At 62.6% G+C, this 21,943-nt stretch carries 19 protein-coding genes; 3 read left to right on the top strand and 16 right to left on the bottom strand.

Annotated elements, in window-relative coordinates; translation table 11 throughout:
- Nucleotides 1-107 precede the first annotated feature (107 nt).
- The 8 genes from ACVISU_RS34445 to asnB (ACVISU_RS34410) form a co-directional block, all read right to left on the bottom strand.
- Complete coding sequence (locus ACVISU_RS34445) at nucleotides 108-2,810, bottom strand: glycosyltransferase (protein ID WP_456709908.1); 2,703 nt, start codon at nucleotides 2,808-2,810, stop codon at nucleotides 108-110.
- Nucleotides 2,811-3,011: 201 nt separating this feature from the next.
- A complete protein-coding gene (locus ACVISU_RS34440; RefSeq protein WP_456709907.1) occupies nucleotides 3,012-3,605 on the bottom strand; it encodes an acyltransferase in 594 nt (197 codons plus the stop codon).
- Entirely contained in the window at nucleotides 3,602-4,540 is a 939-nt protein-coding gene (locus ACVISU_RS34435; RefSeq protein WP_456709906.1) for a Gfo/Idh/MocA family oxidoreductase, read from the bottom strand. The genes ACVISU_RS34440 and ACVISU_RS34435 overlap by 4 nt, the downstream gene beginning before the upstream one ends.
- Nucleotides 4,541-4,657: 117 nt before the next feature.
- On the bottom strand, nucleotides 4,658-5,140 hold the full coding sequence (gene nusG / locus ACVISU_RS34430) for a transcription termination/antitermination protein NusG (protein WP_456709905.1): 483 nt from the start codon (nucleotides 5,138-5,140) through the stop codon (nucleotides 4,658-4,660).
- 29 nt (nucleotides 5,141-5,169) lie between these two features.
- Nucleotides 5,170-5,808 carry a winged helix-turn-helix transcriptional regulator gene (locus tag ACVISU_RS34425; RefSeq protein ID WP_456710969.1) on the bottom strand — a complete coding sequence of 213 codons (639 nt, stop codon included), beginning with the start codon at nucleotides 5,806-5,808 and terminating at the stop codon, nucleotides 5,170-5,172.
- 136 nt (nucleotides 5,809-5,944) lie between these two features.
- Nucleotides 5,945-7,162, bottom strand: a complete 1,218-nt coding sequence (locus tag ACVISU_RS34420; protein ID WP_456709904.1) for a glycosyltransferase family 4 protein — start codon at nucleotides 7,160-7,162, stop codon at nucleotides 5,945-5,947.
- Entirely contained in the window at nucleotides 7,159-8,262 is a 1,104-nt protein-coding gene (locus tag ACVISU_RS34415; RefSeq protein WP_456709903.1) for a glycosyltransferase family 4 protein, read from the bottom strand. Before ACVISU_RS34415 ends, ACVISU_RS34420 begins: the two co-directional genes overlap by 4 nt.
- Nucleotides 8,259-10,073 (bottom strand): asparagine synthase (glutamine-hydrolyzing), encoded by a 1,815-nt coding sequence (gene asnB, locus ACVISU_RS34410; protein WP_456709902.1) that lies wholly within the window; start codon nucleotides 10,071-10,073, stop codon nucleotides 8,259-8,261. The genes ACVISU_RS34415 and asnB (ACVISU_RS34410) overlap by 4 nt, the downstream gene beginning before the upstream one ends.
- A gap of 339 nt (nucleotides 10,074-10,412) precedes the next feature.
- Between asnB (ACVISU_RS34410) and ACVISU_RS34405 the strand changes: the two genes are divergently transcribed.
- Nucleotides 10,413-11,300, top strand: a complete 888-nt coding sequence (locus ACVISU_RS34405) for a class I SAM-dependent methyltransferase (protein WP_456709901.1) — start codon at nucleotides 10,413-10,415, stop codon at nucleotides 11,298-11,300.
- A gap of 73 nt (nucleotides 11,301-11,373) precedes the next feature.
- Here ACVISU_RS34405 and ACVISU_RS34400 read toward each other — a convergent pair whose 3' ends face one another.
- Nucleotides 11,374-12,099 (bottom strand): glycosyltransferase, encoded by a 726-nt coding sequence (locus ACVISU_RS34400; RefSeq protein ID WP_456709900.1) that lies wholly within the window; start codon nucleotides 12,097-12,099, stop codon nucleotides 11,374-11,376.
- 84 nt (nucleotides 12,100-12,183) lie between these two features.
- Here ACVISU_RS34400 and ACVISU_RS34395 point away from each other — a divergent pair, with 84 nt between their 5' ends.
- Complete coding sequence (locus ACVISU_RS34395) at nucleotides 12,184-12,594, top strand: hypothetical protein (protein WP_456709899.1); 411 nt, start codon at nucleotides 12,184-12,186, stop codon at nucleotides 12,592-12,594.
- On the opposite strand, the gene ACVISU_RS34390 is transcribed toward ACVISU_RS34395, so the two are convergent.
- The 7 genes from ACVISU_RS34390 to ACVISU_RS34360 all read right to left on the bottom strand — a co-directional run bounded on the left by ACVISU_RS34390 (nucleotide 12,561) and on the right by ACVISU_RS34360 (nucleotide 20,435).
- A complete protein-coding gene (locus ACVISU_RS34390) occupies nucleotides 12,561-13,493 on the bottom strand; it encodes an NAD-dependent epimerase/dehydratase family protein (RefSeq protein ID WP_050403622.1) in 933 nt (310 codons plus the stop codon). The two genes, ACVISU_RS34395 and ACVISU_RS34390, sit on opposite strands and share 34 nt — an antisense overlap.
- 3 nt (nucleotides 13,494-13,496) lie before the next feature.
- Nucleotides 13,497-14,348, bottom strand: a complete 852-nt coding sequence (locus tag ACVISU_RS34385) for a class I SAM-dependent methyltransferase (protein WP_050403623.1) — start codon at nucleotides 14,346-14,348, stop codon at nucleotides 13,497-13,499.
- Complete coding sequence (locus ACVISU_RS34380; protein WP_456709898.1) at nucleotides 14,338-14,907, bottom strand: acyltransferase; 570 nt, start codon at nucleotides 14,905-14,907, stop codon at nucleotides 14,338-14,340. The genes ACVISU_RS34385 and ACVISU_RS34380 overlap by 11 nt, the downstream gene beginning before the upstream one ends.
- Complete coding sequence (locus ACVISU_RS34375) at nucleotides 14,904-15,743, bottom strand: methyltransferase domain-containing protein (protein ID WP_172803565.1); 840 nt, start codon at nucleotides 15,741-15,743, stop codon at nucleotides 14,904-14,906. The genes ACVISU_RS34380 and ACVISU_RS34375 overlap by 4 nt, the downstream gene beginning before the upstream one ends.
- Before the next feature lie 148 nt (nucleotides 15,744-15,891).
- Nucleotides 15,892-16,989: a glycosyltransferase family protein gene (locus ACVISU_RS34370; protein ID WP_456709897.1), complete on the bottom strand. Its 1,098-nt coding sequence runs from the start codon at nucleotides 16,987-16,989 to the stop codon at nucleotides 15,892-15,894.
- 3 nt (nucleotides 16,990-16,992) lie between these two features.
- Nucleotides 16,993-18,831, bottom strand: coding sequence for an asparagine synthase (glutamine-hydrolyzing) (gene asnB / locus ACVISU_RS34365; RefSeq protein ID WP_456709896.1), 1,839 nt, complete (start codon nucleotides 18,829-18,831; stop codon nucleotides 16,993-16,995).
- 2 nt (nucleotides 18,832-18,833) lie between these two features.
- Nucleotides 18,834-20,435, bottom strand: a complete 1,602-nt coding sequence (locus ACVISU_RS34360) for a lipopolysaccharide biosynthesis protein (protein WP_456709895.1) — start codon at nucleotides 20,433-20,435, stop codon at nucleotides 18,834-18,836.
- A gap of 258 nt (nucleotides 20,436-20,693) precedes the next feature.
- Between ACVISU_RS34360 and ACVISU_RS34355 the strand changes: the two genes are divergently transcribed.
- Entirely contained in the window at nucleotides 20,694-21,887 is a 1,194-nt protein-coding gene (locus ACVISU_RS34355; RefSeq protein ID WP_456709894.1) for a CaiB/BaiF CoA transferase family protein, read from the top strand.
- Nucleotides 21,888-21,943: the final 56 nt, after the last annotated feature.

Raw genomic sequence — 21,943 nt, 5'->3', positions numbered from 1 at the left:
ACCGGAGTTAGCACTGCGCTATCGATCGCGGTCGGCCGCTACGCCAACCCAGCTCGCGATTGATTGCGACGTTATGCACGAACCTAACGAGCTTTGCCCAACAAGCTTCAGGAATAGAGCCTGAGGCGACGCTTGACAGCGCGCACCAATCGGGGCAGTCCGGGCACCTTCAGCGCGCCTGCTCTGAGAGACTCCAAGGTCTCACGTCTCAGTCGCTTTAGAGCGCGCACCAGCCGGCGCAGCCCGGGCACCTTCAGCGCACCCGCTCTCAGAGTCTCCAAGGTCTCACGTCTCAATCGCTTAAGGGCGCGCACCAGCTGGCGCAGCCCGGGCACCTTCAGTGCTGCCGCTCTGACAGACTCCAATATCTCGCGTCTGAGCAGTCGCGCGACCGTTCGGAGATCGACATCCGGGCTCTTCTGGATATTCATCGCAGAGAATACCGCCTGCCGAGTAATGCGATGATCAAGGATTTGATCATTTGCCAATGCGTGCATCAGCGCGCTTGGCCAGACCGACGCTGGAGATTGATTGCCAAAGAATGCAAGCACTGGCGCACTGACCACACGGGCGCGAGCCGGCCTTTCCAGGAGACGACGCGAAAGATACCGGCTGAAATCCTGACCGAATGCTCTATAGCTCCACCGCCCGCTCTCGACGATGTCTCGATAGGCGCGCTCCGTGAGCGTCTCCAGATATTCAATGGAGCTTATCTTCTCCACAACCTCTTCGAAATTGGAGAAGTCCTTCTTCAACGGAATATAGTGCACATTCGGCTCGACGACGCCCGAGTAGCTTCCTTCGAAGAGAATAAGGGCCGTACGCATCCGGATCGCCTCAAAGATTTTCGGCGAGACCTGATTCATGTGTACCTTGCCCTCGTAGGGTCCAAGATATCTGAGCGCGAACTCTGCGAAAGGCATGGCGCTGTGCTGAGTGGCCAAGCGCTTCAGTTCGCCATGATCGTCAAAGACGTTGGCGCCGCTTTCGGTGCCGAGCGTCGCTCGGCATGAACCAAGAAATCGATACCAGTCCTTGCCGTAGATCCGTTGCGAGTCATCGACCTCGATATCGACCGGCAGCCCCAATTTGAGGGCTCTATCGCGGACCTCTATACCAATCCGGAGTTTCTCTTGGCCAAGAAGCCCATACTGGTGAGGGAGACGACGACCCCGATAGCCAATCATCGTGCTACGATCTGCCAAGGGCTTCGCATATTCCTCGATTGAGGCATCTTCCGGTACGTAGCCGGTCAACGTCCCCACAAACTCTATCTTTGGGAATCGCGAGCGGGGATAAACTTTGTCCAACTGATCGAGCGGAACGCAGGTAAAGACGGTGTCTATGTCGAGCCGCTCGATCCACCGCCGTGCGGTCTCGGTGCTTTCATATTCATCTTGGATATAGAGCAGCTTGGGACCGTCATATGCTGCAATCGCTGCCGCCATACCGCTCGAGATATACTGATCGAGCGACACACGAACAGAGTAGTGGACGACCACCGCATCGAACGCGCTAAGATCAACAACTTCCTTAACATCATCGACGTAGGGCACATGTCTGGTGGCGGGAGCGAGCACCACGTTGTGGCGGGTGTACCGCTGGAGCGCCTCTATGTGCTCGGCAACCGTACCAATGTGCGTGGATGCGTCGTCATAGACCAAAAAGATATTGTAGCGCTGCACCGCTGCCTTTTGGCTGCGAACACGCTCAACACGATGTCTCAGAGTTTCAGTCAGGCGATGAAAGCGATTGTCGTAAGACTCTGCAGCCGCAGCGGCCAATCTGCGCGCTACGGCAGTCGCATCGCTCCGGCTTGAACGAACTTCCTCCAACGCTAGCGCGAACTCCTCCGCAGTGGTTGCAAAGCGAAAGAGGTCAGATCGACCAGCAAGTGCATCGATTGGAACGCTGACCACGGGCATTCCACAAGCGACATACTCGTAGGCTTTCAAGGGCAACGAGCGCCGAATCAACTCGTCCTGATGAAATGGAATCAATCCAACCGTCGCTTGTCGTGCCAACTCCGCGACGCGGTCAACATCTTGGAAGCCGAAACAGCGCACATTCGGCAGCGACGCGACCTCATCCCATCCCGCGAGTCGAGCTTGGACTTTGCCACAGAACCAAAAGTGCCACTCCGGAAGACGTCGCGCGACGTTGGCCAATAAGGGCAAATCCAATCGATTGTTGATTCCGCCTTGAAAGAGCGCGACCGGTCTACCGTCTACCGCCGGCGTGTGTTCAAACGCACGCACGTTGTACCAAAATTTTGAATCACAGCCATTCTCGAGAAGCAGAGTCGCGCCGGTGTATCCTCCCTTCACAACACAGCCATCGAGCACGCCTGCGGATACCGCGACCAGAAGATCGGTATGTTGCAAGACCCGCTTGAGAGAGGCTCGCATATCCTCGTCAGCAACGGCCAGCCGCTCACCCGCGATAAGGTAGTTCTCCGTCGCGTGCATCGCACGGATGACCGCATTTGACCGATGGATGTATGCCTCAAACATAAAATTGTAGGTCCAAAGCATCGGCCTGCGGCAGCCGGCTCGATAAAGTGTCGAAGCCAGTTCTTGGGCCTCGCCGATGCCATAGGTGCTGGGTGCATGCACGATGGTTAGGTTAGGAGCCGCATGCTCCAACCAGACCTTGCCCGCGACCGAGTCCGGTTGAACGAAGAACACCGGAACATGACGCGCGAAGCGCGTCGCGAAATGGTAGCGGTTACTCCGAGGCTCGGTCTTCCAGTCCGACCAAGTCAGCATCACGACCGAGTCGATCGCCTCTCCCCAAAGCTTGTCACCCACCCCTTTTCTTTCCCCGACCGACTCGTCCTCATTGCAACACGAAACATCGCGCCCGATGTCGACGCGAGCTTCAAAGCGCGAGGCTTGGTCCTTTAGCTGTATGGATTGCAACTATCTACTCGCTAGCTTTGCTGATCAATTGCCGGCCGACCTACAGGCCGTGTGCAAAATCGTTCTTCCTTTGAAGAGCGGTGTAGGCCGTCATTGGTCCACGGACAGACGGCCCGTGGCCGTTTCTCGATACCGCTCACCAGACCGTCTACACACGAGGTCTGCCCCAAGCCGCTCGCCCGCCCTGCTTATCCAGCCGACCCTGCGCGCGGGATTGCCCACCATCAGCGCAAACGCCGGGACATCCTTCGTGATCACCGCACCGGCTCCGATGAAGCAGTATTCGCCCAACGAATGCCCGCAGATGATGGTGGCATTAGCGCCGATGCTCACGCCGCGTCCGATCGGCGTCTTGCGAAACTCGTCTTTCCGGGACACGCCGGCGCGCGGATTGTTTACATTCGTGAAGACGCAGCTCGGACCGCAGAACACGTCGTCCGCAAGTTCGACGCCGTCGTAGATCGAGACGTTGTTCTGGATCTTGCAGCCGTTTCCGAGCCTGACGTTCGGACCGATCATCACGTTCTGGCCGATCGAGCAGTTCTCGCCGATGACCGTGCGCGACAGAACATGGCAGAAATGCCAGACCTTGGTGCCGCGTCCGAGCACGGCACCGTCGTCGACGTAGCTCGATTGATGTATCAGGACGCCGGGAAAGCGCGGATCCTCGCGCATCTCGCTCATTTGTGCATCGCCTTCTGGGCAAAGGCGTGAACGCCGTTGCTTTGGACGATCGGCGCATGGCGAAACGTTGACACGATGTCGATCGAAGGGCGGACTTCGTCCAACCTGAATCCGCGGCCGGCGATGATCTCCTCATAGCTTCGCGTATGCAGATCGGTGAAGCCTTCGGAGAACTCGACCTCTTCGCCGTCGACCGTGATGGAGCGATAGGTTGTCTTCTTGCCCTTCACGCCTTCCGGCAAGTCGTTGCGGTCGAGCGACAGGAACCAGCTGACGTCAGCGCGCTCGCACTCCAGCGAGCCTGCGGCCCTCTCCGCCTCACGCAGATGGGCTTCGTTGCGGCTGGCGGGCCCGAACACGAAGCTCAACATATCGAAGAAGTGCACCCCGATATTGGTGGCTACGCCGCCGGACCTTTCCTCCGCGCCCTTCCAAGAGGTGTGATACCAGCGCCCGCGCGACGTGATGTAGGTGAGCTCGACCTTGTGACGCTTCTGCGAATTGGCGAAGCGGTCCCGAAGCGCGATGATCGCCGGATGCAGGCGCAATTGCAGAATGGTGGAGATGCGCCGGCCGGTATCACGCTCGAGGGCCGCCAGCCCGTCGATGTCGCCGGGATTGAGCACCAGCGGCTTTTCGCAGATGGCATCGACCCCGGAGCGAAGTGCAAATCGGCAGTGCGCGTCGTGAAGGTAGTTCGGGGAGCAGATCGTCATGTAGTCGATCTTCTTGCCGTCGCGCTGCAACGCGCCGATGTGACGATCGAACAACTCGAATTCCGTAAAGAACTCGGCGTCGGGAAAATGGCTATCCATGATTCCCACGGAATCGTTGGGATCGTAAGCCACGGCGAGCTTGCCGCCGGTATCGGCCATCGCCCGCATGTGCCGCGGCGCGATATAGCCAGCAGCACCGATCAGCGCGTAGTTCGTCATGAAATCCCTCGCTTCGAACCTTCAGTTTGCTTCAGGCAAGCTACCGCACTCAGGGTGAATCGAGCGTCACACCCAAGCCAGAATATTTCGGTTACGCCCGCCAGGAAGCAGACGCACTCAGGCCGCCGCGATCAGCTCCGCCCCGACAAGAACGCGAACCTTGCGGCCCAACAAATTCAAAAGAACGGCCACGCGATGGTGATCGCTGGCATTCTCCACAAGCGCGAGACTATCGACGAATGCGCCCTCGACAATTCGCACCTTGTCGCCGGGCGAGAAGGCCGGCCTGCGCGCAAGAGTGATGAAACCTGCTTCGTCCTCGCGCGACTTCAAGACGTCGATGACGCCATTTTCCACCGCAGCCGGCCGATCGCCGACGCACACGAGATGTGAAACACCGATGGTCGATTGGATGGCGCGCCACCGCTGGGCAGCAACATCGATCGCAACGAAGAGGTAGCGCGGGAACAGCGGTCGCGGCACGAGCTCGACCTTCCGCGCATGACTGCGGCGCTTCTGATAGCGAGGAAGGTAGGTGGAGAAGCCCTGCCGCACGAGGCCAGCCGCCGCCTTCGCTTCGGCATTGACCTGTGTCTGCACGACATACCAGGAACTGGACCCCATTGCCATCACGCCCCCTGCGGCTGCTTTGGGCGCAGGCCCAGCAGGTCCGGCGCGAGCACTTTCTCGGCGCCGAAATTGCTGACCGCCTGGTCGAATACGCTTCGGGCTGCCGTCAAATTGGTCACAACGACCGCATCAAACGGCTCGTCCACCAACGCATAGGAGGAAACCACCTTGACTCCAATGAACCGGGTGGCGGTCGCATCGGGATCGACGATCGCAAGGACCGAGATCGGCCCGTCGACCGCGCAGAGGATCGCGATTTCGCAAAGATCCGATTGCCCGGCAAGCACAACCCGCCTGAAGCCACGCGCCTGTGCGCGTTCAAACAGCCTGCCATATTCCTCCTTCGCCTTCCGAAAGAGCGAAAAGGAGTCAGAAAGGAACTGAACGGTCAGTCGCGATTTCTCGGAAAAGCCCTGCGGCGTGAGATAATAGGCATATCGCCGTGCGGGCGCCTGCCCGACCTTGACGAAGCCCTTCTTGATCGCCCGCTTCAGGTAGGCGTTGACCAGGCCGAGCGCGACGCCTAGTTCGGCTGCGATCCGCCGCTGCGATTGCGCACCATCCGCCTCGAGGGAGGTGAGCAGTCCGAGCACAAGCCGGTCGCTGTCATTCTCATCCGTCGGTAGAATGCCTGCCATCACGCCTATCCCCACTGGGGAGGCTGATAGCGCGTTCACCCGATGAACGTCAAGCGATTTCGTTCACGCAATGAACAAAGCAACCATCTGATTATAAAGGTATTTTATCCGAACCATGTGTCGCGATGGCCACACTTCAAGCTCCAACTCGGGACTCCGCAAGATATTGCGCCGCCAGCGTTGAATAGCTGTACCCCCGCGCGACAGCGACGCGATCACCAAGCGAGCGCGCCGGACCGTCCAGCGCGGCGCGCAGCGACGCGGCGAGCGCACCGGCATCGTCCGGCGCACATCGCGCGGTCACCAAATCCTCAAGCTCGGCAAGCGCCCGCTCTTCGCAGGCAATGACGCTGCGCGGCGCGAAGAGGCAGTAGTCGAACAGCTTGTTGGGGCTGATGCCATGGTGATAGAGCGCATTCTTGTGGAAGGCGACGACCGCGCAATCGGAAGCATGCAGCATGCCGTGCACGACCGATCGATCGACTTCATCGTGAAACTCCACATTGGCAAGCGCGGCCGCCCGCTGTTTGAGCGCTTCCCGCGAGGTGCCGGAACCGATCATCACGAAATGGATACCCGAGTTCGCTTTGCCGAGGATCGAAGCCGCATCCAGAATGGCCTCCACGGCATTCGGCGGGCCCATGCCACCAGCGTACAGGACGACGCGCCTGCCCTGCTGCTTCAGCAGATTGATGCGGTCGATCAGGGGATGACCAAGATTCTCGATCGTCAGTGCGCTCTGTATTTCGCAGTCGGACACCCCGTTGGGGATCCACAAGAACTTGCCGGCCGCCAGGCCACGCGCGCGCATATGGGCTTCAGCTCCTGCCAGCAGACAGATCGCGCGATCTGCCGCGCGATAGGCGGCGCGCTCCTTCCAGCCCAGCATCTTCATCAGGGGATGCCATGCGGGGGTCATTCCAAGTGCGATGATGCTCTCCGGCCAGAGGTCACGGACCTCCAGCCAGAACCGGGCATCGAAACGCCGTGCGACCCGATGGGCCGCCGAAATGAAGAACAGGTGGGGGCTTGACGCAATCACCAGGTCGGGCTCGCCGAACTGCGCAGCAATTGCAGACGCCCCCGCGCGAAGTGCCGGCCCAAAGCTCAGATTGTTCCGAAGCCGCCCCAGGCTGCCGCGGCCATAGCGTGGCGTGTCGAGAAACCAGAAGTCGACGCCATTGATCCGCTGCAGCCCCGGAGCACGCGGCTCCCGGTGCAGATGATGGAAGCCGGCGCTGACCACGACCACCCGATGCCCCATCTTTCGCCACGCGTCGGCCAGCCAGAACGGACGATAATGGCGGCCGAGGCCCGGCCCCCCGGCGAACGGATGCACGAGCCAGATGTTCATCGGTCCGCCTCGGGCGAAGCCAGACCGGCGTAAAGCCGGTTGAGCTCCGCCGCGTCGTGCTGCCAATTGAAAGTCCGGGCAACCGCGGCGCGTCCCGCCAGCCCCAATCCGATCGCCTGCCCGGGATCGTCCGCAAGCGCGGACAGGCAGTCCAGCAAGGACTTGCGATCTTTCAGCGAGACCACAACGCCGCACCCGGCCGCCTCGACGATCTCCCTCGTCTTCGGCAAATCACTGGTAATGACGGGCAGCCCGGCGGCCATGTATTCAAACAACTTCGTTGGCAACGAGAGCAAATAGTTCGGTTCGGGCAACAGCAGATTGAGGCCGATCAGACTTTCGTTGAGCAACGTCGCGATGTCACCCCGGCCCAACTGGCCCCGGTATGACACATCAGCGGATGACGTCTCGAGCCAAGCTTGTTCTTCGCGGCCGATGGTCCCCGCCAGCACGAGCGGCAGCCGGACCGCAGAACACGCCTCCACCATTTCGACCAGCCCGCGATCAAAACTGGTGCGCCCGACATAGACCGCCTGACGTCGCCGCTTTGTCGTGGCCGTCGGCTCGATGAACTCATCCAGCCGAACCGTATTCCTCACCAATCTGACATCAGCACCATAGGCGTGAAAGCGCTCGGCGATCGCCGGCGTCGCCGCGACGATCGCATCGAAACGCCGCGCAGCCGCTCGCTCCGCCAGTTCCATCCCCCGCGACACAAGGGGACGCATCCACGGCCAGATCCACCGCTTGGAATAGATATCGGCCGGCACGTCCTCGTGAACGTCGTAGATCACCCTGCAGCGCTGCCGCTTCAGCAGCAAAGCGAACGGGATCAGCTCCGGATCGTGGAATTGCACGACATCCGCCTCGGCCGCGCGGGCAAGTGCGGTCGCCGCGCGCCCGACCACCCACGGGCGCTTCCATCGGGCGACCGGCGGCAGTTCGATCAATTTAAACTCGATGCGTCCCGCGTCGCTCGGGCGCGGCGGCCGCGCCACGACCGTCACCTCGTGACCTGCCTCGGACAGGCTTCGCGCTTCCTTCTCAACAATTCGAATGTCGTTGGCCGAATGAACACTCGACAACATGCAAATTTTCATGGGGCTCCAACCCGGAAGCGCTCGCCCCAGAGGGCCACGCAATAGAGTCGCCAACGCATTCCGAGGTCGAGCCGGTGGAATTTCTTCTTCACCGCAGCCATGTCGACGTAACGCGCGAGCAGCGTGCTGCTGATGACCTTGTCATACATCGCAGGCGAATGCCGGTTGAGCCAGATCTTATCCGGCGCTGCAAACCCGATCTTGTCCTTGCGCCAGGTGATGTTGGTCGGAAGCAAGTCCTGCATGGCTGCACGGAGCGGCCATTTCGTCCAGCCTTGGTTCAGCTTGATGCGCGTCGGCAGACCCAGCGCAAACTCGACAAATCGATAGTCCAGAAACGGCAATCGCGTCTCGATGCCGAACCGCATCGAGTTCTTGTCCTCGAAACGCAGCAACATCGGCAAATTGGTCTCGGTGATCTCCAACACCTGCATTTGCTGCGCATCGCGCGTCTCGCGCGCGAAACGGCGAAGGCACTCCGGCAGGTCCGGGCGCTTCAGGAAGGCGTACTGCCAGCGGTAGAATGCGCTCCGCAGCGCCGCCGAGCTGGCGCCGAACAGGTACATCGACAGGCGGCGCGCCGATACGCCGGCCTTCGTGGCGGCACGAAAGGCGGAGAGAAATCCGCCGACACCGGCGTGATCGAGCCGATCGCGGAGCCAGGCCGCATAATAGCGGTGATAGCCCAGCAGCGTCTCGTCACCGCCCTGGCCATCGAGAAGCACGATCACGCCATTCGAGCGTGCCGTCTTCATCACCTCGTATTGCATCATGATCGAGGGTCCGCCGAACGGCTCCTCCTGCACATCGAGCAAGGCTTCCGCGGTCGACGCGAAATCCTCGTAGCTCGGCTTGGTGCGCAGCCAGTTCAGCTCGGCCTTGGCCACGACATCGGCCGCGTAGGCTTCCTCATTATTCGTCGTCTGCTCGCTGACGGCCGTGATGGCAAAGAACCGCTCGTTGGAATTTGCCGCATAGCGCTTCGCAGCCAGCGTCGCGACGCTGGAACTGTCCAAACCTCCCGACAGGCAGGTGCCGACGCGAACGTCCGAGCGCAGGCGCAGCCGCGTCGCATCGTCCAGCAGCTCGGCCAGCGACCTCGTGGCATCCTGCTCGTCCACCACGGCCGCGCGCGGCGCCAGCGAATAGTAGCGCTCTATCGCGATCCGGCCGGTCGAGACGTCGACCCGCATCTTGTGTCCGGGCGGCAGCTTCTCGATACCCTTGAAGAAGGTCCGATTGGTGTGATCACTCAAACCGCAGACCAGGAAATCTCTGACGAGATCGTCCTCCGCGATCGAACGCCCGATCAACGGAAGCAGTTGGCGGATCTCCGAGCCGAAGGCGAACTGGGTTGGCATGTCTGCGAAGTAGAACGGCTTGACGCCAAAACGGTCGCGCGCGCAGAAGATCGTATTGTGCCGCTCGTCGTGAATCGCAAACGACCACATGCCGTTGAAGCGATCGAGGCAACTCTCGCCCCAGTGGATATAGGCCGCCAGCAGGACCTCGGTGTCTGAGGCCGTGTGGAAGACATGTCCCAGCGCCTCCAACTCGGCGCGAAGCTCGAGGTAATTGTAGATCTCACCGTTATAGGTGATCCAGATCGGGAGCAGACGGTCGCGCATCGGCTGCGCGCCGTCTTCCGTCAGGTCGATGATGGCAAGCCGCCGGTGCCCTAACCCGACATTGCCATTGATCCTGACGCCGCGACCATCCGGACCGCGGTGCGCGACAAGATCCGTCAATCGATCGACCTGATCGGCATCGACGAGCCCGTTCTTGGCGACTAGGCCGAATATGCCGCACACGGTTTGATGAGCCTAATCCGCTTGTGTTTCGTGATCGGTCCGACAGGCAGCGCACCTGAGCTGCCACGTCCTGCGCGCAAACACTTCGCGTCTGTCGCAAGGAAATGCCACGCAGCACCCAAGCGCCTGTCTAGCCTGTTCACGCGATGAACGTCAACCTTACGGGCGCAAGGGATATCGCGGGCGGCGCGCCGGACCGAATGGGCACCGAACATCCAGCGACACGGTCGTTCAAACCAACACCGAGCCTGGATAATCGGCAGACCCGCGCAACACTGGTAGTTGTTCTGACGTTCCCGATCGTCTACCAGAGCGTTGGAAGGCCACGAGGGCGTGACTATGGACCATAGCGAATACGTCTCGAAGACCGCAGCGCACTACACCGAGCAGTGGGGCGCGGACCTAAAATTTGGCGATTTTGTCAAGCAAAATCCCGACGCTTCCAAGGCCATGCCATCCCGTCAGCTACCATGGCAAAGCCTGTTCGACGGAATCCGAGACGAAGCCCGCCGACGCACAGTGAGGGTCTACGACGCAGCCTGCGGCTACGGCGACATCATGAATGCTCTGACGGCAACGCCGAATCCCAGCGGCCTTCGCTATTTCGGGATGGACCTCCACGGTTCCCTGGCCGACATCGCGCGCCCGGCTAACGCTTCGCTGGTGCAGGGCGACATCACGAAGCCGGCTGATCAAGGCCTGTTTGATTTCGTTCTGTGTCGTGCGGCAATCCATCACACGCCGAATCCACAGGCTACCTATCGGACGCTGGTCGACCAGCTTGCGAGCGGTGGCACGATCGCGATCACGGCCTACGCAAAAAAGGCTCCAATGCGGGAGGCCGTCGACGACGCTCTGCGATCGGAGATCGTCGCTATGGACACCGGCGCGGCCTTTGCGGTGGCAAACCAGATCACCAAGCTCGGTCGTGATCTTCAGGCGTGTGACGGCGTCGTCACAATCGCTGAGGATTTGCCGTTCCTCGGCATCAAGGCCGGCCGCTACCCTGTGCAATCGTTCATCTATCAGCATTTTATGAAGTGCTGGCACAACCCGAACTTCTCCGAACGACATTGCGACCTGGTCAACTTCGACTGGTACCACCCGCCCTACGCGTACCGCTATGAAATGGATGAGCTAAAGCAATGGTCAGCCGAATGTAGTTTGGTAGTGGTCAGGACCGCTTCGACCGAGGCACAGCACTATCTCGAAGCGGTCAAGCCCTAGCCAAGGCGCTTGACCGGTGTCGTGAGAGGCCGAGGTAGCTTGTTTCCATCCGCGTCCGACTTCGGCTCAACCTTCACGCCGATTTAACGCCTGGCTGATCGACACCCCGGTGAACCGCTCGCCGCATCGCATCGGCAAAACTCGCCGCGAAGGCGCGCACGCGACCGTCTTGCTGCGGAACGATGTTTCGCACCACCTGTCTGTGGCTTTGCCCCGATAGCTGCATCAGGTGATCCGCCAGCGCGGCTGCATCGTCGACGCCGAAATAGCGCGCAGCGCCGGCGGTCTGCTCCCGGTGCACCTCGATGTCCGACAGGATCATCGGAACGCCGAACGACTTCGCCTCCTCCACCGTCGTGCTCCAGCCCTCGAAGCGCGAGGGATTGAGCAGGGCGGTGGAAGCCCGCAGCAGCGCATAGACATGCGGCAACGGGATCACGCCGAGGTGACGGAAGTGCGTATCGAGGCCGCGCTTCCGGATCTCGGCGTTGACCAGATCATAGTATCCCGGCTCACGCCGATCTTCCGTGCTGCCGGATGCACAGACGACGACCTCGACCCTACGACGCTTCAGGATCGCCAACGCGTCGACGACGAGCTGATGGTTCTTGTGGCGATAGAACTGATTGGGCAGATAGAAGTAGTTCGTCGGCAGATTGTACGCCGCGATGACTTCGGATGGGTCGATGTTCAGGAACGCGTCCGGCGGCTGGGTCGCGAAGCGAACGACGCTGACGCGGTTGCTGGCGCGTGGGTAGTAAGCCTTGAAATCGCGGAAGGCGCTCTCGCTGCTCAGCATGATGGTCCGACCTGACGCGAGCTGAACGCGAAAGCCAATCTCGCGGCGCCAACGTGCCGTCCGCGGAAACAGCTGAGGCAGAGAATGGTGCTGCAGATCCGGAATCCACGCCACTGCAGGGATCGCCAGCCGCCAACCGAAGAAGCGCGCGGACTCAACGACAACATCCACATGCGCGGAGCGAAACGCCGCCGCGGCTCCGCGGTCCAGACCGAGAGCGAGTGCCGCAGCAAGACCCGGCTGCCCGTCGAACACCTCCGATCGGACGATCTCGACGCCTGGTATCGCCACAAGCTCGGCGAGTTCGTTCTCGTCGGCCCGCGTCCCGGCAAAGACGACCGGAGCGAACTCGCCGGGCAAGAACCGATCGAGCGCCGCGAACAGATTGCGCTGATAGTTGAACCCGCCGGCCCAAATCCGTCGCGAGATGTGATTGAACGCGAACCGCAATGGGCGGGACGTCACGAAGCCTGCCCCTTGAACCAGGCCACGTAATCGGCGAGGCCCTGATCGAGCGGAATGCGCCAATCGAAGCCGGTCTGGCGCAGCATCGCATCATCGGCCAACAGGCTCATGGGATCACCGGGGCGGCTCACACCCGAATGCCGCACAACCGTCTCGCTGCCCCACCGTCCGATGAGACCGGCGGCGATGTCGGCAACGCTGGTCCCCCGGCCCGAACCGCCATTGATGACCCGGAAGGCTTCCGGTGACGGCGACGCTTCCGCGACGCTTGCAAGCAGCCTCGCGACATCGCGAACGTCGGTCCAGTCGCGCGTCTCGTTGCCGGTCCCACCGAGCGTGAGCACCTGCTCCTTGGCGTTGAGCCGCGAGCAGATATCCCAGAGCAATTGCTTGCGCAGGTTGGGCCCATAGACCGAGAACAGCCGCACGACCGTGCAATGCAAGCCGAACGACCGCGCGTAACTTGCGCACAGTTGCTCCATCATCAGCTTATGCTGCCCGTAGGGCGACATCGGAGCTACGATCGCGCTTTCAGAGATCGGGCCGAAATGATCGGCGCCATAGACAGCCGCACTCGACGCCGCGATCACCGCGCAGTCCGGCGCGGATCCGCGCAGCCATTCGAGCAGCCGAGCGGTGCTTGCGACCGTCCGCGAAAAATCCTCGAACGGCCGTTCGATCGAGACGCCGACGGACGATCCACCAGCCAGATGAAAGACACGCCTCGGCTGCCCGTGCGCCGCCGCAAGCGCATTGAGATTGGCCGCATCGATCTCACCGTTGATCCAGCTCTGCAAGCCGAGCCGCCGGGCTTCCGTTGCGTCAAGCGCGCCGTGTCCGACGCCATGCACCGCATGGCCTGCCCCCGCCAACGCATGCACGAGATGGCGGCCGATGAACCCGTTCGCGCCTGTAACCCAGACGATCATCGCTCAAGCCTTGTGACAGATAAAGGAATAGAGGCGGCCCGGTCGATTGTCGAAACGTTCGGCGATCGACAGCAGCGAGCCGAACAGCCGGGGCGAGGCAAGCGCAGTTCGCCATAGCGGAGCCACCGGAACCTTTTGCGTGAGCTTGGTCACGATCGCGGCCTTCAGGGTCTCCGACGTATAGGGAAACAGGTTGATCGGACTTTGCAGCGGCGGCAGCGTGTCCACCGCGGAGAACCCTGCCTTGGTCAACGCACCGGTGTAGCGATCGAGCAGGAAGGCATGTTCGCCGCCGTAAAGGTGATGCAGCGGATGTTGCGCGAGGAACTGCGGAAGATCGGCCTCCTTGCTGATGACATGCTCGCGCGCCGCGATCAGCATGCCACCGGGCCGCAGCACGCGAAACATCTCTCGGCACGCCCCCTCGAGATCGCGCGTATGGTGCAGCACGGCGCGAGCGAACACGAGATCGAACGTCGCATCGGCGAACGGCAGCCGCTCGGAAAACTCTTCGACCACTTGGATCGGCAATTGCGTCTGCTGCGCCAGGCCGCGGATCGCCGCCCCTCCCACGATCGCGCTGGGATCCGGTTCGAGCGCCGTGACGGCAAAGCCGGTTCGGGCGAGCGCGTAGCTCGCGATGCCGCGACCGGCGCCAACATCAAGCGCGGTACCTGACCGGCCGGCGAGCAGCGTGGCGACCGCTTGCCACTCGGAACTCTGGAAATAGCGTTCGGCAGCGCCAACCAGCGGATCGTCGTAGAACGCGTCGAGCACAAGCTGGTGCTGCTCCGGCTGATTGCGCAGCCAGACCACCGCATCCTCCCACGTGGTAAACTTGCGCTCACCGTTCATCGGGGCCAAGCTCCCTCACCAGCACGGCCGGATTGCCGGCCACGATCGAAAACGGCGCGACATCCTTTGTCACGACCGCGCCGGCCGCGACGATGGCACCCTGCCCGACCGTCACACCGCGCAAGACCATCGCGCCCGCGCCGACCCAGGCGTCGTCGCAGATCCGCACCGGGCTCTCGTCAAGCGAGATATCGTTCGGATGTCCTTGCGTGAAAATCTGCTGGACCTGCCGGTGCCGCTCCGCCGCCCGCAGCGGATGCGTGAGGTTGTCGAACACATTCGCCGAATGCGAGATCAGGACGCGGTTGCCGAGCTCGATCGAGGCGGCCGACCAGATCCGGGTTCCTTCGCCGACATAGCACCACTCGCCGATCTTGATCTCGCCGCCATGCGCGAAGGTCAGGAGCTCGCCCAGGATGCGGCTGTTGCTGCCGACGACGATCTTGTCGGCATCGCCGCGGATATTCCTGATCCTGGCATGGCGGCCGAGCGCCGCGTCTGCCTGCAACCGGCATGTCGCGCGACCGAGCAGACGCTGGATCAGATAATCGAGATTCATGCCGTCAACTGCAGGCACGCGACGGCGCGCGACGACGCCGCAAGGTCGTTGCCCTGCCCCTTGCCGGTGTGGATGTCGAAAACCGTGGCGTCAGCGAGCGCCTCGGCACTCTGGCGCGACCAGCCTTGTCGCGAATAGCCGAAATAGTCGACCTGGTGAGACGCCGCACCGAATGCCTCGATTATCCGCTCGATCATCGCGAGATCGAACACCTGATACCAACCGAGATTCTCGCGCTTGCCGAACGGCACGGAGATCAGGCAGGTCCCGCCGGGCTTGAGAATACGCTTGAACTCCTGCACCGCCGGAACGAAGCCGTCCCGATCGGTCTCGGCGTCGCGCGGATCGCCCGTGTACAGCATCTGATTGTCGAGGCCGATATGCTCGATCGTCGAAATGCTGGCGACGGTATCGAACACCTGATCGCCGAACATCGTCTTCCGCAGATCGCCGAACACATAGGAGTAGCCGTCATGCCAATAGCAGCGCCGCTCGGGCGCCAACGTCATGATGGTGAGGTCCGCGCCGCGCAATGGCGGACGCTGCAGCAGGAAGTCGTGGTTGAAGGTCGATCCAGCGTCCAGCATCTTGCCGACATTGCTCAACCGGCCATAGACCCAGGGATATTCCACCACGCGCTCGTCCATGGCGACGCCGTAACCGGGCGGAAGCTCCTTTCCTGCCCGAAGCAGGCCTGCATCGATGGCGGCTGTGATCGTGTCGCGCTTGACCGTCTGATAGCCCGGGCCGAACGGCCGCGGCCGCAACCTGAACAGCGGCACGGCAAGCCCGTCGGCCACCCATTTCAGTCGATGGATCAAGTCACTTGCAGACATCATCTCGGCCCGATCGCCCGCCCACCGGCCGGCACTGTGCACCGTCTAGAGCCTTTTCCGTTCCGATGGAATCGGAACGGGGCTCCAGATGGTTGTTTCGACGCGATTTCCTTGCGCGAACCGGCATCCATTTCGCTCGAAAAACGCTCTAGCACGGCTCAATCCGCGCGACGAGATCGGTAAACTGGGCCCATTGCGAGGCCTTGCTGTAGGTCTGTCGCACGCGGCTTCGGCCGGACGCGGCGATCCCAGCCCATTGCGGCCAATCCTGCAGGCTGCTTGAAATCGCCTCGGCTGCCCTTTCAGGCGCGTCGTAGGTGCGCATCGTGACGCCGTCTTGCATCGCCTCCGGATAATTGCCGGAATCCGACACCAGCAGCGACCCGCAGCCCATCGCCTCGAAGCAGCGCATGTTGCCGCGATCGTTGCCGGCCATGTCGATGGCGCCGTTGAGCACGATCTTGGCGGAGCCGAACAGCTCGTAGAGGTCCCTGCCGAACAGCGGCAGCCGCGCTATTCGCGCGATGACGTCGGGCCTGCGATGCTTCCCCAGCGGCAGCAACCGACCGACCGCGCTTTCGGCAAGCCGCGTCAGCCGCGACGCATCGAGGCAGAACACGATGTTGCGGTCGGCCGCCAGGGCCGCGACCTGTTCGAGCGTCCTGCCGCGCGCGCTGTGGTGCCGTGAATATCCACCGACGAACGCCACATCGATCGGACGTTCGCCGTGACCGTACTGCTCCATGACAGGATCGATCGCCGGAAAGAAAAGCTCCGCCCGGCAGCCCTTGTTGCGCCAGGCATCGAGGATCGAGGGGAAGTTTCCAAGCACCGCGCCGTAGGCGGTCAGGTCGGCGTTGCCGGAAGGCGCCGCGCGCCAGCACAAGGTCTTCTTCACACAGCCCGGAAGCCTGGCGACGAACGCACTCGGATAGCGTACCGGATCGAGATTGTAGAACACCTCGGTCCTGTGATGCTCGATCTGCGCGAGCAGAATGGCTTCGAGCGTCGGCGCCCCCTTGATGCCCTGCTCGCGCGCCCATTGGCGCTGCAGGACTTCGTCGTCGGCATTGGTGAAGAAGGCTTCAGGCGCGCCGTCGAGCACCGGCTTGAGGAAATGCGCCGCGCCGAAGCGGTCATGCAGGAACACGTCGCGACGCGCCGCGAAGGTCGACGCTTTTGCCGCAAGCTGGTTCAGCCGCGGCAGATAGGACGGATAGAGACCGCTATTCTGGAACAGACGCATTGGTTATACGGACCTTGCCAACATCCATTTCATGTTCAGGTATGGCCAGATCCGGCCGACGGATTCCCAATCCCAGCTCCGCGATGCCGTCAAGTCGCCGACCGCCTTTCGAAGCGGTGCTTCGTCGACGAACTCGGCAAACGCCGGGACATTGCGATGGAGCAGATCATTGGTCCAGCCCGCCAATGGCCCGTTCAGCCATTCCGGCATCGGCGAGTTGAAGCCGACCTTGCGGCGGGCGGTGCGGATGCTTTCGGGCATCAGGTTCGCCATCGCCTGCCGCGCGATCACCTTGGTGATGCCGTCGGCCGATTTGCTCGTTTCAGGCAGCGCCATCGTGTAGGTCACCAGCCGCCAGTCCATGAACGGCATGCGCACCTCGATCCCGTGCGCCATCGAGAGCCGGTCGAAATTGCGCAGGATGGTCGGCAGCGTGGTCGAGTGGAACATGCGATAGAGACGCCGGTTCAGCGCGCCCCAGGCGCTCGGCAACGCGTCATCCTCGGCGACCAGCGGCAGCGGCGACGGCATCGCCGCCAGGCCTCCGCGCAGGAAATAGTGCCCCTGCCGCCTGATCATCTGCGCCCGCAGGAAGTCGATGCCGCGTTGCGCAAGCCGCGATCGAGACGCGAGCGCGGCGGCGGCGTTCCGAATCCGGAAGGCGGCCGACTGCCCTTCTTGAAAGTAAGCGCCCATCAATTCGTCCGCCCCGTGACCGTCGAGCGAGACGGTAACGTTCTGGCGCCGGAGTTCGCGATAGATCAGCCACGGCGCGCTCGGCAGCCCGATGTAGACGTCGTCGTTGTCGTCGAGGATCCGGTCCAGATCAGTGAGCGCATCGGCGCGCCCGATCTCGAGAAAGCTCGGCGCCACATCCGCCCACGCGGCCGCTTGCTCCGCCATCGGCCGCTCGTCATTGCTGGCTCCGGGAAAGGTCGCGACAAAGGCGTGCCGCCAGGCGGTCGAGTCGCGCGGTCCCATGCCGGCCTTCTCATGGCTCGCCATCGCGCAGATCACGGCGGACGAATCGAAGCCGCCGGACAGGCAGGTCCCGATCGGAACGTCGCTGCGCATGCGCAGGGCCACGGAATCCTGAAACAGGTCGCGAAAGCGCGCGACACGTTCGGATTCAGCATCAGGGATCTCGGGCAGATGATCCACGGTCCGCCACCAGCGGCGGACCTGCACACGCCCCCCGCGCAACCACATGCAGTGGCTGCCCTGCAGGCGACGCAGTTGCGCGAACACAGTCCGTTCGCTGCCCTCGATGCCGAACGGGTCAAGCAACAGCCGCCGCGCCACCTCGATATCGAGCGACGTCTCAACCAGCCCGCTCCGCGCCAGCGCCCGCTGCTCGGAGGCGAACACGAACCGCTCGGGAGACAGCGCGTACAGCAGCGGCTTGATGCCGAACCGATCGCGCGCCAGGAACAGTTCATCCGTGGCCGTGTCGTAGATCGCCAGCGCCCACATGCCGTTGAAGCGCAGCAGCATGTCCTCGCCCCACGCCTGCCAGGCGGCGAGGATCACTTCGGTGTCGGACTGGCTGCGGAAGACCGCGCCCTTCGCCTCGAGCTCGCGGCGCAATTCGAGGAAGTTGTAGATCTCGCCGTTGTAGACGATCACGTGGCGGCCATCGCCCGACACCATCGGCTGATAGCCGCCCTCGCCGGGATCGATGATGGCGAGCCGGCGATGGCCGAAGGCGACGTTCCGCTTGGCGTTGAACCAGGTGCCCTCGCCGAACGGACCGCGATGCGCAATCAGGCTGGTGAGGCGCGAGATGTCGGCCGGGTCCACGGGGCCGCCGCGCAGATTGACGATGCCTGCGATACCACACATGTCTAGGCGGCCTTGAAGGGCAAGAAGCGAGCGATGATGACGCGAAGATCCCGCCAGCAGACGGCGCGGTAGGGACCAAGCTGCGACACGGCGACGGCGGCCACAAAGATCGCGGCCGCCGACACGCCGTAGAGCGACACCACATACCACCATGACGGCGCCTGGTCGAACGGCGCATGGCCGAGCTGCGCGCGCAGCACCAGCGCAACGGCGATGCCGGTGCCGAGCGGGATCAAGACGAAATGCAGCATCCGTGACCACATGGCCGAGAGCCTGAAGGTTCGCCGCAGCAGCAGCACCGTGACGACCATCTGGGCGACCATCCCGACGCAGGAGCTCCAGCCGGCCGCCTGCCAGCCGAAATACGGCAACGCAATGGCGCTGGTCGCCAGCGTGAAGATGCCGGTGACGAGCGAGATCAACGCGTTGAAACTGGAGCGTCCCTGCGAGAGCAGATAGAACGCGAACACGTTGGCGCTCGACCCCAATATTCCGCTGATCGCAAGCACCACGAGCACCAGCTGCGCCTCTGCGGCGACCTCGGCGCCGGTCCATCGATACAGCAGCGCGCCGGCGACCGGAATAAGGCCGCCGAGCGCGCTCGCGGCCAGCACGTTGAGAATCCAGGAGGAGCGGAGCAGCAAGTCGACCTTGCGATCGTCATCCTCCTTCTGCAGCGTGCTGAAGAACGGGAACAGGATCTCGCCGATCTTCAAGACGCCGATATAGACCGCCTCCTCCAGCCGCTGCGCGACGCTGTAGAAGCCGACGAATTGCGGCTGCAGCAGCGCGCCGAGCAGATAGCGGTCCGCCTGCCCGGCGAACAGCGCGCCGCTTTGTGCCGCGATCTGCCAGCCGCCGAGTTTCACGAGCGCGCGCAGCGCGCTGCGATCAAGCGCGGGCCGTGCCAGCCAGTCGCTCATTACATGCCGCGACCAGGCAGAGGCCATCAGAAAATTCGTCGCGAAACCCAGGGCCTGGCAGCCGAGGAAGGTCGAGGCACGCGGCGCATGAGGGATCAGCAGCAACATCGACATCGTCGTCACTACCGTGCCGGTGATGCTGATCGACGCGATCCGCCGATAATCCTGGCGCGCCGTGAACAGCGAGAGAAAGACCGCGAACAGACACTGGAACAGCCAGCCGACACCGGCCAACGCAAAGGCGAGCCCGAGGTCGTCGGACGCCGGACCACCGAGGTGAAATCCCAATCGCGCGAGCGGCGGTCCAGCAAGGATGAGCAATGCCGAGATCAGGCCGCCCACGGCGATGACGAGCGCAAGCGCGGTCGCGAAGAAACGCCGTGCCTCGCTGCGATCGGACTGTCCCAACCGTTGCGCGAGCTCGCGCGTCGTCGAGAGGCCAAGCGCATTGCTGAACATCAGCGCAGGGGCGACGCAGGCAGTGACCAGACCCGCAACCCCGAACGCGGCGAGGCCGAGCCGGGAGATCACGAATGGCAGAATCGCAAGATTGAGCAGCACCGCGACCGCGAACGCCGTCGCGTTCCATGCCGAATTCCCGAGCAGATGGGATGGACCCTTCTTCACCGCCACGCCCGCTTTCGGTCCGTCGCCTTGATGCGCCTCAAGTGCCTCTTCCATAAGGGCAAAAACTCATTTCGGATGGCGACGGGCTAGCAGCCGGCGAACTGATTGTCGAGGGTTGGCGGATGACGGGGCCTGCAAGCAGGTGTGGGCAAGCCTGAACGGCAGCCGAGGCAGGTGACGGTCGCCGCGGAACCATGCCTGTTTGTTTCCATCCCGGTTTGTCGTCCGGGTAACAGTTGGAAAGGTCTGCCAAATTGTCTAAGGCAGATAGGCAGTAGCCCCAGAGCGGCCCGCCAAACAAGAGGTGTCTCAATGCCCTTTCCACGTGCATCCCAAGCCCTGTCCCGCTTCACCGTGCTGGATTTGACCCGGGTCCGGTCCGGGCCGACCTGCGTGCGCCAGCTCGCCGACTGGGGTGCCAATGTGATCAAGATCGATGCGCTGCTGGAGGACGGCGGCGGTGAGCAGCCGGGCGGGCCGCGCGGCGGCTCCGACTTCCAGAACCTGCATCGCAACAAGCGCGCGATGACGCTGAACCTGAAGGACCCCAAGGGGCTCGAGGTGTTCAAGCGGCTGGCCGAGCAGGCCGACGTCATCGTCGAGAACTTTCGGCCGGACGTGAAGGCCAAGCTCGGCATCGATTATGAGAGTATCCGCAAGATCAATCCGAAGATTGTCTATGGCAGCATCTCCGGCTTCGGCCAGGACGGTCCCTATCACAAGCGCCCGGGCTTCGATCAGATCGCCCAGGGCATGGGCGGCCTGATGTCGGTGACCGGCGCGCCCGGCGGCGGCCCGATGCGGGTCGGCATTCCCGTCGCCGACCTGACTGCGGGCCTGTTCTGCGCGCTCGGCATCCTCACCGCGCTGCTCGAGCGCGACGTGTCCGGCGAAGGCCAATGGGTGCAGACCTCGCTGCTGCAGGCCCAGATCTTCATGCTGGATTTCCAGGCCGCGCGCTGGCTGATGGAAAAGGAAGTCGCCACGCAGGCCGGCAACAACCATCCGACCTCGATCCCGACCGGCGTGTTCAAGACCTCCGACGGCTACATCAATATCGCCACCACGGGCGGGCGGATCTGGGAGCGCTGCGCCCAGGCGATCGGCGCACCCGACCTGATCACCGATCCCGACTACGCGACCGCACCGGCGCGCTCGAAGAACCGCGACGCGCTGAACGCACGAATCAACGCGCTGACCGAGAAGAAGTCGACCGAGACCTGGGTCCGCGAGCTCAATGAAGCCGGCGTGCCGTGCGGGCCGATCTACTCGATCGACCAGATGTTCGAGGATGCCCAGGTCAAGCATCTCGGCATGGCCCAGCACGTTCCCAATGACGAGAACCGGCACATCCAGCTGGTCAGCCAGCCCGTGACGCTGTCGCGGACGCCGAGCAAGATGGCGGCGCGCCCACCGGAATTCGGCGAGCAGACCGAGGAAGTGCTGGCCGAATTCGGCTTCGGCCAGGACGAGATCGCCGAACTGCGTCAGCGCAAGGTGGTCTAGAGATTCTGGTCCTGACGCGTTTTCTTCACGCGAACCGGTATCCACTTCGCCCGAAA

The sequence above is a fragment of the Bradyrhizobium sp. USDA 4452 genome (assembly GCF_054063575.1).
The sequence above is the reverse complement of the archived record's forward strand: the minus strand, read 5'-3'. Positions and strand labels throughout refer to the sequence as shown.

Bases quoted from the DNA above. Each gene is read 5' to 3' on its own strand.
- ACVISU_RS34405 (WP_456709901.1), top strand. From the start codon at position 10,413: ATGGACCATAGCGAATACGTCTCGAAGACCGCAGCGCACTACACCGAG.
- ACVISU_RS34395 (WP_456709899.1), top strand. From the start codon at position 12,184: ATGGTGCTGCAGATCCGGAATCCACGCCACTGCAGGGATCGCCAGCCG.
- ACVISU_RS34380 (WP_456709898.1), bottom strand. From the start codon at position 14,907: ATGAATCTCGATTATCTGATCCAGCGTCTGCTCGGTCGCGCGACATGC.
- asnB (WP_456709896.1), bottom strand. From the start codon at position 18,831: ATGTGTGGTATCGCAGGCATCGTCAATCTGCGCGGCGGCCCCGTGGAC.
- ACVISU_RS34370 (WP_456709897.1), bottom strand. From the start codon at position 16,989: ATGCGTCTGTTCCAGAATAGCGGTCTCTATCCGTCCTATCTGCCGCGG.
- ACVISU_RS34440 (WP_456709907.1), bottom strand. From the start codon at position 3,605: ATGAGCGAGATGCGCGAGGATCCGCGCTTTCCCGGCGTCCTGATACAT.
- ACVISU_RS34375 (WP_172803565.1), bottom strand. From the start codon at position 15,743: ATGTCTGCAAGTGACTTGATCCATCGACTGAAATGGGTGGCCGACGGG.
- ACVISU_RS34400 (WP_456709900.1), bottom strand. From the start codon at position 12,099: ATGCTGAGCAGCGAGAGCGCCTTCCGCGATTTCAAGGCTTACTACCCA.
- ACVISU_RS34390 (WP_050403622.1), bottom strand. From the start codon at position 13,493: ATGATCGTCTGGGTTACAGGCGCGAACGGGTTCATCGGCCGCCATCTC.
- ACVISU_RS34360 (WP_456709895.1), bottom strand. From the start codon at position 20,435: ATGGAAGAGGCACTTGAGGCGCATCAAGGCGACGGACCGAAAGCGGGC.
- ACVISU_RS34415 (WP_456709903.1), bottom strand. From the start codon at position 8,262: ATGAAAATTTGCATGTTGTCGAGTGTTCATTCGGCCAACGACATTCGA.
- ACVISU_RS34425 (WP_456710969.1), bottom strand. From the start codon at position 5,808: ATGGCAGGCATTCTACCGACGGATGAGAATGACAGCGACCGGCTTGTG.
- ACVISU_RS34355 (WP_456709894.1), top strand. From the start codon at position 20,694: ATGCCCTTTCCACGTGCATCCCAAGCCCTGTCCCGCTTCACCGTGCTG.
- ACVISU_RS34420 (WP_456709904.1), bottom strand. From the start codon at position 7,162: ATGAACATCTGGCTCGTGCATCCGTTCGCCGGGGGGCCGGGCCTCGGC.
- ACVISU_RS34385 (WP_050403623.1), bottom strand. From the start codon at position 14,348: ATGAACGGTGAGCGCAAGTTTACCACGTGGGAGGATGCGGTGGTCTGG.
- ACVISU_RS34435 (WP_456709906.1), bottom strand. From the start codon at position 4,540: ATGACGAACTACGCGCTGATCGGTGCTGCTGGCTATATCGCGCCGCGG.